At 69.2% G+C, this 14660-nt stretch carries 10 protein-coding genes; 9 read left to right on the top strand and 1 reads right to left on the bottom strand.

Annotation, left to right across the window (positions count from 1 at the left end):
• The first annotated feature begins 8 nt into the window (after positions 1–8).
• The 4 genes from BV453_RS12105 to BV453_RS12090 are packed head-to-tail and all read left to right on the top strand — an operon-like array spanning position 9 to position 4208.
• The gene (locus BV453_RS12105; RefSeq protein ID WP_025104420.1) at positions 9–983 is read left to right on the top strand and encodes a carbohydrate ABC transporter permease; all 975 of its coding nucleotides are present in this window, start codon (positions 9–11) and stop codon (positions 981–983) included.
• Positions 980–1813, top strand: a complete 834-nt coding sequence (locus BV453_RS12100; protein ID WP_025104419.1) for a carbohydrate ABC transporter permease — start codon at positions 980–982, stop codon at positions 1811–1813. Before BV453_RS12105 ends, BV453_RS12100 begins: the two co-directional genes overlap by 4 nt.
• Positions 1810–3318 carry a glycoside hydrolase family 3 protein gene (locus tag BV453_RS12095; protein ID WP_249521706.1) on the top strand — a complete coding sequence of 503 codons (1509 nt, stop codon included), beginning with the start codon at positions 1810–1812 and terminating at the stop codon, positions 3316–3318. The genes BV453_RS12100 and BV453_RS12095 overlap by 4 nt, the downstream gene beginning before the upstream one ends.
• A gap of 14 nt (positions 3319–3332) precedes the next feature.
• Positions 3333–4208: a MurR/RpiR family transcriptional regulator gene (locus tag BV453_RS12090; RefSeq protein WP_249521705.1), complete on the top strand. Its 876-nt coding sequence runs from the start codon at positions 3333–3335 to the stop codon at positions 4206–4208.
• A 12-nt stretch (positions 4209–4220) separates the two neighbouring features.
• On the opposite strand, the gene BV453_RS12085 is transcribed toward BV453_RS12090, so the two are convergent.
• Positions 4221–5141 carry a sugar kinase gene (locus BV453_RS12085; RefSeq protein WP_249521704.1) on the bottom strand — a complete coding sequence of 307 codons (921 nt, stop codon included), beginning with the start codon at positions 5139–5141 and terminating at the stop codon, positions 4221–4223.
• 167 nt (positions 5142–5308) lie between these two features.
• Here BV453_RS12085 and BV453_RS12080 point away from each other — a divergent pair, with 167 nt between their 5' ends.
• The 5 genes from BV453_RS12080 (at position 5309) to BV453_RS12060 (ending at position 14614) form a co-directional block, all read left to right on the top strand.
• Entirely contained in the window at positions 5309–6982 is a 1674-nt protein-coding gene (locus BV453_RS12080; RefSeq protein ID WP_025104415.1) for an ABC transporter substrate-binding protein, read from the top strand.
• An 82-nt stretch (positions 6983–7064) separates the two neighbouring features.
• Positions 7065–8069: an ABC transporter permease gene (locus tag BV453_RS12075; protein WP_025104414.1), complete on the top strand. Its 1005-nt coding sequence runs from the start codon at positions 7065–7067 to the stop codon at positions 8067–8069.
• A 34-nt stretch (positions 8070–8103) separates the two neighbouring features.
• Positions 8104–9069 carry an ABC transporter permease gene (locus BV453_RS12070; RefSeq protein WP_249521703.1) on the top strand — a complete coding sequence of 322 codons (966 nt, stop codon included), beginning with the start codon at positions 8104–8106 and terminating at the stop codon, positions 9067–9069.
• Positions 9066–10835 (top strand): ABC transporter ATP-binding protein, encoded by a 1770-nt coding sequence (locus BV453_RS12065; RefSeq protein ID WP_249521702.1) that lies wholly within the window; start codon positions 9066–9068, stop codon positions 10833–10835. Before BV453_RS12070 ends, BV453_RS12065 begins: the two co-directional genes overlap by 4 nt.
• Before the next feature lie 275 nt (positions 10836–11110).
• A complete protein-coding gene (locus BV453_RS12060; protein ID WP_025104411.1) occupies positions 11111–14614 on the top strand; it encodes a DNA-directed RNA polymerase subunit beta in 3504 nt (1167 codons plus the stop codon).
• Positions 14615–14660 lie beyond the last annotated feature (46 nt).

Below are 14660 nucleotides of genomic sequence, written 5' to 3'. Positions count from 1 at the left end.
TTCCTTCCATGTCGATGGTGCAAGCGCCACTGCCGGCCACGAAGGCGGAGCCCTCCTCCGCCTCCGTGGCCGGCGGCCGGAAGCGTCGCGGTCTCTCGATCGTCACGGCCCGCCCCTGGCTCCTCCTCGCCCCCGGGCTGATCATCCTCGCGGGGCTCATGCTCTGGCCGCTCGTGCAGGTGTTCCTCTACTCGCTGCAGGACTACGGTCTGCGCGAGATCAACACCGGTGAGAGCAACTGGATCGGGCTGGCCAACTACGCCGAGGCGCTCACCAATCCGACCCTGTGGACGGTGGTGCTCCCCAACACGGTCGGCTTCGCCGCCGTCGCGGTGTTCACCACCGTCGCACTCGGAACCCTCGTGGCGCTGCTGCTGGCGCGCCTGGGTACCGTGTGGCGCACCATCGTCTCCAGCTGCATCATGGTCGCGTGGGCGATGCCCGCCGTGACCGGCACGTACGTCTGGACCTTCATCTTCGATGCCGACCGCGGCATCTTCAACAGCGTCCTGCAGGACCTCGGCCTCATCGACGGCCAGGTCAACTGGTTCACCAACCAGTGGTCGTTCTACGCGATCGTGCTGCTGAACGTCGTCCACCACGGCTTCCCGTTCGTGGCCATCACCGTGCTCGCCGGGCTCCTGGGCGTCTCGAAGGAGATGCTCGAGGCGGCGGCGCTCGACGGGGCCGGCGCGTGGCGCCGCTTCTGGAAGATCATCTTCCCGACGCTCAAGCCCGTCTTCTCCGTCGTCATCATCCTGTCGACGATCTGGGACTTCAAGGTCTTCGCGCAGGTGTACCTCATGCCCGGCGGCAGCGGCGGCAACCGTCAGGTGCTCAACCTCGGCGTGTGGTCGTACGTGGAGTCGTTCGGTCAGAACCGCTACGGATTCGGTGCCGCGCTCGCGGTGCTGTTGACCCTCGTCCTGATCGGCATCACGATCGTCTACATCCGCTCCCTCATGAAGGAGGACGAGCTGTGAACCCCCGCCCCAGGCTCCGGTCGCGGATCGGACTCGGCATCGGCGTCGCCGCCGTCCTCGTCTTCACGCTGTTCCCCGTCTACTGGATGGTCTCCAGCGCCTTCGACGCCAAGGCGTCCAGCGGCGGGCAGTCGCTCCTCCCGCAGGAGTTCACGTGGGACAACTTCGCCTTCGTGCTCACGGAGGGCGGCTTCGGCACGTACCTGCGCAACTCGGCGATCGTGGCCCTCGTCACGGTGCTCGTCAGCGCCATCGTCTGCCTGCTCGCGGCGGTCGCCGTCGCGCGCTTCCGCTTCAAGTTCCGCACCACGGTGCTGATGATGATCCTCGTGGTGCAGATGGTGCCGCTCGAGGCACTCGTCATCCCGCTGTTCCTCCAGGTGAAGAGCCTCGGTCTGCTCAACAGCATCATCGGCCTGATGGTCGTCTACGTGGCGCTGTCGCTCGCGTTCGGCATCTGGATGCTGCGCGGCTTCGTCGCGGCCGTCCCGGTCGAGCTCGAAGAGGCCGCCTACATCGACGGCGCGAGCTGGTGGCGGATGTTCCGCTCCATCCTGCTGCCGCTCGTGATGCCCGGTCTCGTCGCGACGAGCATCTTCAGCTTCATCACGGCGTGGAACGAGTTCATCTTCGCCATGACGATCCTCGGCGCGCAGACCGACCAGTACACGGTCTCGATCGGCCTCAAGTCGTTCTTCGGCCTGTACTCCAACGACTGGGGCAGCATCATGGCCGCCTCGACGATCATCACCGTGCCCGTCATGATCTTCTTCGTCATCGTGCAGCGCCGGCTCTCCGCCGGCATGGTCGCGGGGGCGGTGAAGGGATGACCGACGAGCTCGAGCGTCTCGCGAACGGCGTGCTCTGGCCCGGATTCCTCGGCACCACGGCCCCCGCCTGGCTCGTGGAGGAGCTGCGCGACGGCCTGGCCGGCGTCGTGTACTTCGGTCAGAACGTCGGCGAGGGACTGCCCGCGCTGAGCGCGCAGATCCTGGACGCGAACCCGGACGCCCTGATCGGCGTCGACGAGGAGGGCGGCAGCGTCACGCGCCTGGAGTCCGGGAGCGGCTCCACCCTCCCCGGTGCCGCGCAGCTCGGCGCCCTCGACGACGTCGTCGCATCGGAGCGGACCGGGGCGGAACTCGCCCGCCGCGTGCGCGCCGTCGGTGCGAACGTCGTGCTCGGTCCGGTCGCCGACGTCAACACCGACCCGCGCAACCCCGTCATCGGCGTGCGCTCGTTCGGGTCCGAGGAGGCGCTGGTGACGCGCCACGTCGTCGCCACGGTCGACGGCATCCAGGACGGCGGGGCGGCCGCGTGCGTCAAGCACTTCCCGGGTCACGGCGACACCCACCTCGACTCCCACCACGCGCTGCCCGAGATCGCGCTCGACGTGGCCGAGTACGAGCGCGTGCACCTCGAGCCGTTCCGCGCCGCCGTGGAGGCGGGGGTGGACGCGATCATGACCGCGCACATCGTCGTCCCCGCGTGGGGCGCGCAGCCGGCCACCCTCAACCCGCGCGTGCTCGGCATGCTGCGGGAGTGGGGCTTCCAGGGCGTCATCATCACCGACGCGCTGGACATGGCCGCGATCCGCGAGACCGTCGGACTCGGCGGGGGCGCCGCCCTCGCTCTGGCCGCCGGCGCCGACCTGCTGTGCATCGGCAACCCGACCAACCCCGGCGAGGCCGCTCTTCCCGACCAGGACCGGCGCGACTTCCTCGCCGCCCGCGACGGGATCGTCGCCGCGCTGCGGGACGGCTCGCTCTCCCGGGAGCGCGTCGAGGAGGCCGCCGCGCGGGTGTCGGCTCTCGCGACCCGGCTGCGCACGAGCGCGACCTCGGACGAGGAGGCTGCCGCGTTCGACGCCGCCGAGATCGTCCGCCGGTCCGTGTCGCTCGCCGGCGATGCCCCCGAGGCCGCGGAGGCCCTGGCGGTGATCGATGCCCGCCGTCGCTCGACGCTCGCGGTCGACAGCGCCGCCTCGTACGTCGCGGAGGCGCTCGCGGGAGACGGCATCCGCGTGCGGCTCGACGTGGCCGCACGGCCCGTGGTCGAGCAGGACGCCGTGATCGACGAGGTCGCCGCGGCGACCGGCACGACGGTCGTCCTCGTGGATCGACCGGATGCGGAGCCGGCGCAGCGGGCGCTGATCGAGCGGACCGCGCTCCGGGACCCGGATGCGGTCGTGGTGAACGTCGGCCTGCCCGTGCAGGAGCCGCTGCCGCTGCCCACCGTCGAGGTCGGCGCGGCCAGCCGGCTCGGCGCCCAGACCGCGCGGGACGCGCTGCTCGGCCGCTTCCGGCCGCGACAGAGGACGACCGCCGCCGGTTGAGACGGGATCAGCGCATGGACGACGACGTTCTGGCCGTGGTGCGGCGCTCCCTCCCCAAGCTCAGCGCGGCGGAGGGACGCGTCGCCGAGAGGATCCTCGGCGACCCCACCCTCGTGGTGGACCTCGCGATCAACGATCTCGCGCAGCTCTGCCAGACCTCGCTGTCGACCGTCGCCCGCTTCGCGCAGTCGCTCGGCTACAGCGGCTACCGGGAGCTGAGGGTCGCCGTCGCGCGGGCGGTCACCCTGGCCCAGGCGCAGCAGGCCCGGTTCGGACTCGACTCCACGGCGATCGACCGCGACGACGGCCCGGCCGCGATCGCCGCGAAGCTCGCGGCCCAGGAGATCGACGCGATCGAGAAGACCGCCCGGGCTCTCGATGCGGACGCCCTCGACCGGGTCGCGCGGGCGGTGGTCGTGGCGCGGCACATCGACCTGTTCGGGCAGGCGGCGTCATCGCTGACGGCCCAGGACCTGCAGCTCAAGCTCTCCCGGATCGGCTGCTCCGTGACCCACTCGGCCGATCCGCATCTCGCGGTCACCGCGGCCGCATTGCGGTCCTCCGCGGATGTGGCGATCGCCTTCTCGCACGGCGGCGAGACGGCCGAGACGGTTCGTGCCCTGGAGGTCGCCCGGGCCGCGGGCGCCCTTGCGGTGGCCGTGACGAGCGCGGCCGACTCCCCGCTCGCGGCCCTCGCCGACGTCGTGCTCCTCAGCCAGGCCCAGGAGTCGCCGTTCCGGATGGCCGCCATGTCGAGCCGGATCGCGCAGCTCGCGCTCATCGACGTGCTGTTCGTGCGCATCGTGCAGCACCGGGGCGAGCACGTCGCGGTGTCCCTGCAGCGCACGCACGACGCGGTTCCGCCACGGCGCTGGCACCCCGCGGACTGAGCCGCCGCCGGCTCAGTCGACGTGGTCGCGCGTGCTGGCGATCGCGCGCGTCGCGATGCGGTGGGCGCGGGCCAGGCTCCCGTGCAGCGTCAGGCCGGTGAGGACGCCGGCGAGGAAGCCGGCGGCGAAGGCGTCGCCCGCGCCGATCGTCTCCACGACCGGTGCATCGAGAGCCTCGCTGCCCACCCGGTCCGCGCCGTCGAACGCCACGGCGCCGGCGGGGTGGGTCACGACCAGGTAGCGCGGCTCGGGGAACAGCGCCCGCAGCTCGTCCGGTGCGCTCGTGCCGAATACGGCCTCGGCGTCGGGGCGGGTGCAGAACAGGACGTCGGCGCGGTGGGCGAGATCGGTGAGGACGGCGCGTCCCTCGTCCTCGCGGCCCCGCCACAGCGCGGGGCGCCAGTTCAGATCGAAGCTGACGAGACGGCCCGGTCGCGGCGCCGCGACCAGGGCCTCCTGGGCGGCGCGTGCGGAGGGCGAGAGCGCGGGCGTGATGCCGGAGGTGTGCACGAGGGCCGCCGCGGCGAGCAGGTCCACCGCCACGGGCGACTCCAGCGAGGCCGGCGACAGCGCCGCTGCGGCCGACCCGGCGCGGTAGTAGTGCATCGTCCCCTCCACGGCGCCGTCCGCCCGCGGGGAGAGCTCCTTGACGTAGAGGCCCGTCGGTGCGATCGGGTCGATCTCCACGGCCTGATCGTCGACGCCGTGCGCGCGGAGCTCGGCGGTGAGGAAGCGTCCGAAGCCGTCGTCACCGACACGGGACACGACCGCGGTGCTGATGCCCGCGGAGGACAGCGCGATCGCGGTGTTCCATTCGGCCCCGGCGAGGGAGCGGTGGAACGTGCGGCAGGTCTCGAGCGGTCCGGCGGTGGCGGCGACGAGGGCGACCAGGCCCTCGCCCAGGCACACGACGCGGGGAGTGGTGTCCGGCACGTTCTGGACATTACCGGATCGAGGGCGGTGCCGCGTCGATACCGGATCGCAACCTCGGACTCTTGGCATCGGCCGGACCGCTGGGTACCTTCGAGGAATCACCGTCTCCGCGGCGACGATGCCCGGAGACGCGCAAGGAAGCGCCCGACAGGGAAGGTCATACACACATGCACCAGTCAGCCATGCCTCGGCGAGGACTCGCCGCCGTCACCGGAGCGACCATCGCCGCTCTCGCACTCGCCGGATGCGTCGCCAGCGAGCGCGGGGACAACGGGTCGGAAGGATCGGGTGACGTCGACGGCACCTTCGTCTTCGCCGCCTCGTCGGATCCCGCGAGCCTCGACCCGGCGTTCGCGCAGGACGGCGAGACCTTCCGCGTCTCCCGCCAGATCTTCGAGGGTCTGGTGGGCACGGAGCCCGGCACGGCCGACCCGGCGCCGCTGCTGGCGGAGTCGTGGGAGTCGTCCGAGGACGGCATGTCCCACACCTTCGCGCTGAAGGAGGGCGTGACCTTCCAGGACGGCACGCCGTTCAACGCCGAGGCCGTCTGCGCCAACTTCGACCGCTGGTACAACTGGACCGGTCTCGCCGCCTCCGAGGCCTTCGGGTACTACTACAACAAGCTCTTCAAGGGCTACGCCTCCAACCCGGAGGACGCGGTCTACAAGTCCTGCACGCCCGACGGCGAGAACTCCGTCACGATCGAGCTGAACAAGCCGTTCGCCGGCTTCATCGCCTCGCTGTCGCTCCCGGCCTTCGGCATGCAGAGCCCCTCGGCGATGCAGGAGTTCGGCGCGGACGAGGTCGGCGGCACCGCCGAGGCCCCGCAGCTGTCCGAGTACGCCATGGGCCACCCGGTCGGCACGGGCCCCTACCAGTTCGAGGAGTGGGCGCCGGGCGAGCAGGTCACGCTCAAGGCCTACGACGACTACTGGGGCGAGGCCGGACAGATCGACGAGATCATCTTCCGCACCATCGACGACCCGACGGCGCGTCGCCAGGCGCTTGAGTCGGGCTCCATCGACGGCTACGACCTCGTGGGCCCCGCCGACACGAAGGCGCTGGAGGAGGACGACTTCACCATGGTGTCGCGTCCCCCGTTCACGATCCTCTACCTCGCCTTCAACCAGGCGATCCCGGAGCTGCAGGACCCGAAGGTGCGCGAGGCGCTGTCCTACGCGATCGACAAGGACGCCCTGATCAGCCAGGTCCTCCCGGAGGGCACCGAGAAGGCGACGCAGTTCGTCCCGCCGGTGGTCAACGGCTACAACGACGAGGTCACGACCTACGACTACGACCCGGAGAAGGCCAAGGAGCTGCTCGCGGAGGCCGGCTACGACGAGGCGAACCCGCTGTCGCTGGACTTCAACTACCCGGTCAACGTCTCGCGTCCGTACATGCCGGACCCCGAGCAGATCTACACCGTCCTGTCCTCGCAGCTCTCGGAGGTCGGCGTGGAGACCACTCCGGTCTCCGAGGAGTGGGTCGAGTACCTCGACCGCACCACCGGCACTTCCGACCACGGCATCCACCTGCTCGGCTGGACCGGCGACTACAACGACACGGACAACTTCGTCGGTGTGTTCTTCGGCCAGCAGAGCTCGGAGTGGGGCTTCGACAACCCGGAGCTCTTCCAGGCGCTGACCGAGGCGCGCGGGGTCTCCAACCTCGACGACCAGACGGCGCTCTACGAGGACATCAACGAGATGGTCGCGGAGTTCATCCCCGGCGTCCCGCTCGCGCACCCGGCGCCGACGCTCGCCTTCGACCCGCGCGTCGAGAGCTACCCCGCCAGCCCGGTGAACGACGAGGTCTTCACGGACATCGTCCTCACGAAGTAGGCCTGACCATTTGATATGCCGAGCCCCGGTTCCGCCTCGCGGGACCGGGGCACGGCGTACCTTCTGATCGACGGAGAACTCTGTGCTGCGCACCATCGGCAGGCGACTGCTGTTCCTCATCCCCACCCTGTTCGGGCTCAGCATCCTGCTGTTCGCCTGGGTCAGGGCCCTCCCCGGCGGCCCCGCGGTCGCCCTCCTCGGCGAGAAGGCCACCCCCGAGGCCATCGCCAGGGTCAACGAGCTCTACGGCTTCAACAAGCCCCTCATCGAGCAGTACTTCATCTGGGTCACGCGCCTGCTGCAGGGCGACTTCGGCACGTCCATCCAGACCAACCGGCCGGTCACGGAGGAGTTCCTCCGCCGCTTCCCCGCGACGATCGAGCTGAGCGTCGCGGCGCTCATCTTCGCGGTGGGCGTCGGCATCCCGCTCGGGTACTGGGCGGCCCGCCGCCACGGCAAGTTCACCGACCACGCGTCGGTCGTGCTGAGCCTCATCGGGATCACGATCCCGGTCTTCTTCCTGGCCTTCATCCTCAAGTACGTCTTCGCCGTGCAGCTGGGGTGGCTCCCCTCGGACGGCCGGCAGGACCCCCGGATCGATGCCACCCATCCCACCGGCTTCTACGTCTGGGACGGCATCATCACGGGGGAGTTCGACGCCGCGTGGGATGCGATCCTCCATCTGATCCTCCCGGCGCTCGCGCTCGGCACCATCCCGCTCGCGATCATCGTCCGCATCACCAGGGCGAGCGTGCTGGAGGTGCAGAACGCCGACTACGTGCGGACGGGGCGGGCGAAGGGCGTGGGCTCCGGCACGCTGCGCAGCCGGTTCATCCTCCGCAACGCCATGCTCCCCGTCATCACGACGATCGGCCTGCAGACCGGACTGCTCATCTCGGGGGCGGTGCTCACCGAGACCGTGTTCGCCTTTCCCGGCATCGGATCGTTCCTCGCGCGCGCCATCTTCACGCGCGACTTCCCGGTGCTGCAGGGGTTCATCATCTTCATCGCGATCGCCTACGCCCTCATCAACCTGGCCGTGGACGTGTCGTACAGCCTCATCGATCCGAGAGTGAGAGTGCAGTGATGTCCTCCTCCCTCATCCGAAAGGAGGCGCTCGCATGAGCATCGCCCTCCCACCCGCACAGGGGCCGTCCGCCGAGAGCGGCGGCAGCATCGACACCGTCGCCATCGCCCAGGCCGACCTCAAGGAGAGCGGCGGCGGGTTCTGGCGCGACGTGTTCCGCCGGCTCCGCCGCAATCCGACGGCGTGGATCGGCGCCGTCATCGTGCTCCTCTTCCTCCTCGTCGCGGTGCTCGCGCCGGTCCTCGCTCCGTACCCCGAGACCGCGCTCCCCGGGGCGAAGGAGATCACGCCGACGCACATCCCCGGACCGGGGGAGCTGCCGCAGTTCCCCCTCGGTCTGGACCGGTTCGGCGGCGACGTGCTGTCCAAGCTCATCTGGGGCGCCCAGGCGTCGCTGCTGATCGGCGTCGTGTCCACCGCGATGGGCCTCGTCGGCGGCATGGTCCTCGGACTCCTCGCCGGCACGTTCGGAGGCTGGGTCGACACCGTCATCATGCGCGTCGTCGACATCATCCTCTCGGTGCCGAACCTCCTGCTGGCGGTGTCGATCGCCGCGATCCTCGGACAGACGCCGTACGCCGTGATGATCGCCATCGGGGCCTCCCAGGTGCCGATCTTCGCGCGCCTGCTGCGGGCGTCCATGCTCCAGCAGCGCTCCAGCGACTACGTGCTCTCGGCGCAGACGCTCGGCCTCGGCCGCGGCCGGATCACGATGTCGCACGTCCTCCCGAACGCGATCGGGCCCGTGATCGTGCAGGGCACCCTGACCCTCGCGACCGCCGTGATCGATGCGGCGGCGCTGTCGTTCCTCGGTCTCGGCGGCGGCGGCCCCGCGACGGCCGAGTGGGGTCGCATGCTCACGTACGCGCAGGCGGAGCTGGCGATCGCCCCGTGGCTGGCGTTCCTCCCCGGCATCTGCATCGCCGTCACCGCGCTCGGCTTCACCCTGCTCGGTGAGGCGCTGCGCGAGGCCATGGACCCGAGGACGAGGGCACGATGAACATCCGCGACGAGGGCGCCGTGCGCGCCGCGAAGGAGAACGGCATGGCGGACCAGCCCCTGCTGTCGGTCGAGGGCCTGGCGGTGGACTTCGCCACCATGGACGGCGTCGTGCACGCCGTCGAGGGCGTCGACCTCGAGATCCGTCCGGGGGAGACCGTGGCGATCGTCGGCGAGTCCGGTTCCGGCAAGTCGACCACCGCGATGGCGATCATCGGGCTGCTCGCGGGCGGGGGGAAGGTGGCCGCCGGCAGCATCAAGCTCGACGGGCGGGACATCTCGCACGCCTCCGAGAGCGAGCTGCGATCGATCCGCGGACGGGACATCGGCCTTGTGCCGCAGGACCCGATGTCCAACCTCAACCCGGTCGCGAAGATCGGCACCCAGGTCGCCGAGACGCTGCTCGCCCACGGCCTCGCCACCCGGCAGAACGTGCAGTCCAAGGTCGTCGAGGCGCTGACCGCCGCCGGTCTGCCCGATCCGGAGCGGCGGGCCAAGCAGTACCCGCACGAGTTCTCCGGCGGCATGCGCCAGCGGGCGCTCATCGCCATCGGGCTGGCGTGCAAGCCGCGGCTGCTCATCGCGGACGAGCCCACCAGTGCCCTGGACGTGACGGTGCAGCAGACCATCCTCGACCAGATCGGCGAGATGACGCGGGAGCTGGGCACGGCCGTGCTCCTCATCACGCACGACCTCGGGCTCGCCGCGGAGCGGGCCGAGCGCGTGATCGTGATGCACCGCGGCAAGGTCGTCGAGCAAGGGCCGGCGCGGCGGATCCTCGAGGACCCGCAGCACCCGTACACCCAGTCGCTCGTGAAGGCGGCGCCGTCGGTGGCGGTGGCCCGGCTCCGTCCGGAGGCCTTCGTCCGGGACGCTTCGACAGGCTCAGCGACCCAGGAGGGCGCTTCGACAGGCTCAGCGACCCATAGTGAGTCTGGGTCCCTGAGCTCGTCGAAGGGCGGGTCCCTGAGCTCGTCGAAGGGCAACATCGTCGAGATCGAGAACCTCACGAAGGTGTACCCCGTGCGCGGCAAGCACGAGGACTTCGTCGCCGTCGACGACGTCTCGCTCGCGATCCCGCGCGGGGAGACCGTCGCGATCGTGGGGGAGTCCGGATCGGGTAAGACCACGACCGCGCGCATGCTGCTCAAGGTCATCGAGCCCACGAGCGGCCTCATCCGCTACGAGGGCAAGGACATCTCGACGCTGAGCCGTGCGGAGACGAAGGACTTCCGGCAGCGGGTGCAGCCGATCTTCCAGGATCCCTACTCCAGCCTGAACCCCATGTTCACGATCGAGCGCCTGATCGCGGAGCCGCTGGAGTTCTACAAGCGGGGGAGCGGGGCCGACCGGCGCAAGCGCGTGCGACAGCTCCTGGACGACGTCGCGCTGCCGCAGTCGATGCTGCGGCGCTACCCGTCCGAGCTGTCCGGTGGCCAGCGTCAGCGTGTGGCGATCGCGCGAGCGCTGGCCCTCTCGCCGGACCTCATCGTGTGCGACGAGCCCGTGTCGGCGCTCGACGTGCTCGTGCAGGACCAGATCCTGCGGCTGCTGGGCGACCTCCAGCGCGAGTACGGGCTGAGCTACCTGTTCATCTCGCACGACCTCGCGGTGGTGCGTCTCATCAGCGACTACGTGTGCGTGATGAAGGACGGGAAGCTCGTGGAGGCCGCGTCGTCGGAGGAGATCTTCACGAATCCCCGCGACCCCTACACGCGCCGCCTCCTCGCCTCGATCCCCGGCAACGAGCTCAACATCGCGTCCTGACCGAGACCCCGGTTTCGTGTCGAAACCCCGCCCTGCCTCCGCGGCTAGGGCGGGGTTTCGACGCGCAGGCGGGGTCTCGGCGGTCCCATTACCGCAGCATCGAAGATTGGTCAAGGATTGCGCTTGCCATGTCGCGAGATCGCGTCTATAGTTGGTAGTTGCGCTCGCTTCTCCCTGCCCTCATATGGTGGTCGGCATCTCGTGAGCTTCTGAGCGCACTCCACCTGACGACAAAGGAATCGAGAAGCCCTGCGGGGCTCACGGAGGTTATTCCCTTGGCTGCTGCTCCCAACGCATCCACATCCACCACCACCAAGAACGGACGCGGAGCTTCCCGTCTCTCGTTCGCCAAGATCTCCGACACGCTGACGGTCCCCGACCTTCTCGCCCTGCAGACCGAGTCCTTCGGTTGGCTGGTCGGCAACGACGCCTGGAAGGCGCGCGTGGCCGAGGCCAAGGCCGCCGGTCGCACCGACGTGAACGAGAACAGCGGTCTGGGCGAGATCTTCGAGGAGATCTCCCCGATCGAGGACCTCGGCGAGACGATGCAGCTGTCGTTCACGAACCCGTACCTCGAGCCCGAGAAGTACTCCATCGAGGAGTGCAAGGAGCGTGGCAAGACCTACGCGGCCCCGCTCTACGTCGAGGCCGAGTTCATGAACCACCTCACGGGTGAGATCAAGACCCAGACGGTCTTCATGGGCGACTTCCCGCTCCAGACCGACAAGGGCACGTTCATCATCAACGGCTCCGAGCGCGTCGTCGTCTCGCAGCTCGTGCGCTCGCCCGGTGTCTACTTCGACAAGACCCCCGACAAGACGAGCGACAAGGACATCGTCTCGGCGCGCGTCATCCCGAGCCGCGGTGCCTGGCTCGAGTTCGAGATCGACAAGCGCGACCAGGTCGGCGTCCGCGTCGACCGCAAGCGCAAGCAGTCCGTGACGGTCTTCCTCAAGGCGCTGGGCATGACCAGCGAGGAGATCCTCGAGGAGTTCGCCGGCTACACCTCCATCGAGGAGACGCTCGCGAAGGACACGATCGTCACCAAGGAAGACGCGCTGCGCGACATCTACCGCAAGCTGCGTCCGGGCGAGCAGGTGGCCGCCGAGGCCGCCCGCGCGCTGCTCGACAACTTCTACTTCAACCCGAAGCGCTACGACCTCGCCAAGGTCGGCCGGTACAAGATCAACCACAAGCTGGGTCTCGACACCCCGCTGACGGAGTCGGTGCTGACGGTGCAGGACATCGTCGCCACGATCAAGTACCTCGTTCGTCTGCACGCGGGCACCGAGGAGACCTTCGAGGGCATCCGCGGCGGCAAGAAGACCGAGATCCGCCTCGCGACCGACGACATCGACAACTTCGGCAACCGTCGCATCCGCGCGGTCGGCGAGCTGATCCAGAACCAGGTCCGCACGGGTCTGTCCCGCATGGAGCGCGTCGTCCGCGAACGCATGACCACGCAGGACATCGAGGCCATCACGCCGCAGACCCTGATCAACGTGCGCCCCGTCGTCGCCGCGATCAAGGAGTTCTTCGGAACCTCGCAGCTGTCGCAGTTCATGGACCAGAACAACCCGCTCGCGGGTCTGACGAACAAGCGCCGTCTGTCGGCTCTCGGCCCCGGTGGTCTGAGCCGTGACCGCGCCGGCGTCGAGGTCCGTGACGTCCACCCCTCGCACTACGGCCGCATGTGCCCGATCGAGACGCCGGAAGGCCCGAACATCGGTCTGATCGGTGCGCTCGCGACCTTCGCGCGCATCAACTCGTTCGGCTTCATCGAGACCCCGTACCGCAAGGTCGTCGACGGTGTCGTGACCGACCAGATCGACTACCTGACCGCCTCCGAGGAGGTCGACTTCAACATCGCGCAGGCCAACGCGCCGCTCGATGCGAAGGGTCGCTTCCGCGAGAGCCACGTGCTCGCGCGCCCCAAGGGCGGCAGCGGCGAGGTCGACCTGTTCCTCCCGGAGGAGATCGGCTACATCGACGTCTCGCCGCGCCAGATGGTGTCGGTCGCGACCTCGCTCGTGCCCTTCCTCGAGCACGACGACGCGCAGCGCGCGCTCATGGGCGCCAACATGCAGCGTCAGGCCGTGCCGCTGCTCCGTAGCGACTCGCCGCTCGTCGGAACCGGTATGGAGGGCTACACGGCCATCGACGCCGGTGACGTGATCACCGCCGAGAAGGCCGGTGTCGTCTCCGAGGTCTCCGCGGACCGCGTCGTCGTCATGCTCGACGAGGGCGGCACGCAGGAGTACCACCTGCGCAAGTTCGACCGCTCGAACCAGGGCACCTCCTACAACCAGAAGGTCGTCGTCTCGGCCGGTGAGCGCGTCGAGGTCGGAGAGGTCATCGCCGATGGCCCCGCCACCGAGAACGGCGAGCTGGCCCTCGGGAAGAACCTCCTCGTCGCGTTCATGACGTGGGAGGGCTACAACTTCGAGGACGCCATCATCCTGAGCCAGGACCTGGTGAAGGACGACACCCTCTCGTCGATCCACATCGAGGAGTACGAGGTCGACGCCCGCGACACCAAGCTCGGCAAGGAGGAGATCACCCGTGACCTCCCCAACGTCAGCCCGGAGCTGCTGAAGGACCTCGACGAGCGCGGCATCATCCGCATCGGCGCCGAGGTCCGCCCCGGCGACATCCTCGTCGGCAAGGTCACGCCGAAGGGTGAAACCGAGCTGTCGGCCGAGGAGCGTCTGCTCCGCGCGATCTTCAACGAGAAGAGCCGCGAGGTCCGCGACACGTCGCTGAAGGTGCCCCACGGTGAGCAGGGCACGATCATCGCGGTCAAGGAGTTCAACGCCGAGGACGGCGACGACGAGCTCGGCTCCGGCGTCAACCGCCGCGTCGTGGTCTACATCGCCCAGAAGCGCAAGATCACCGAGGGCGATAAGCTCGCCGGCCGCCACGGCAACAAGGGTGTCATCGCGAAGATCCTGCCCGTCGAGGACATGCCGTTCCTCGCGGACGGCACCCCGGTGGACATCGTCCTCAACCCGCTCGGCATCCCGGGTCGAATGAACTTCGGCCAGGTCCTCGAGACCCACCTCGGGTGGATCGCGAAGCAGGGCTGGAAGGTCGAGGGCACCCCGGAGTGGGCCGCCAAGCTGCCGCAGCAGGCGTTCGAGGCCGCGCCCGGCACCAAGGTCGCCACCCCGGTGTTCGACGGTGCCAGCGAGGAGGAGATCTCCGGTCTGCTCGACTCGACGCTCCCGACCCGTGACGGCCTCCGCCTGATCGACTCGAGCGGCAAGACGCAGCTGTTCGACGGCCGCTCCGGCGAGCCGTTCCCGGCGCCGATCTCCGTGGGCTACATGTACATCCTGAAGCTCCACCACCTGGTGGACGACAAGATCCACGCCCGCTCCACCGGTCCGTACTCGATGATCACCCAGCAGCCGCTCGGTGGTAAGGCGCAGTTCGGTGGACAGCGCTTCGGTGAGATGGAGGTGTGGGCTCTCGAGGCCTACGGTGCGGCGTACGCCCTCCAGGAGCTCCTCACGATCAAGTCCGATGACATCCTCGGCCGCGTCAAGGTGTACGAGGCCATCGTCAAGGGCGAGAACATCCAGGAGCCCGGCATCCCCGAGTCGTTCAAGGTGCTCATGAAGGAGATGCAGTCGCTCTGCCTGAACGTCGAGGTCCTCTCAGCCGACGGCACGCTGGTCAACCTCCGCGACACCGACGACGAGGCGTTCCGCGCCGCAGAGGAACTCGGTATCAACATCTCCAGCCGCTTCGAGGCCGCCTCGATCGACGAGATCTAATCCTTCGGTAGGCCCGGGACACACGTCCCGGGCCCACCGAAGCAGA

The sequence above is a fragment of the Microbacterium sp. ER1 genome (assembly GCF_023383675.1).
Lineage (GTDB): Bacteria > Actinomycetota > Actinomycetes > Actinomycetales > Microbacteriaceae > Microbacterium.
Note: the sequence above shows the minus strand (reverse complement) of the source record. Positions and strands in the feature narration are given on the sequence as shown.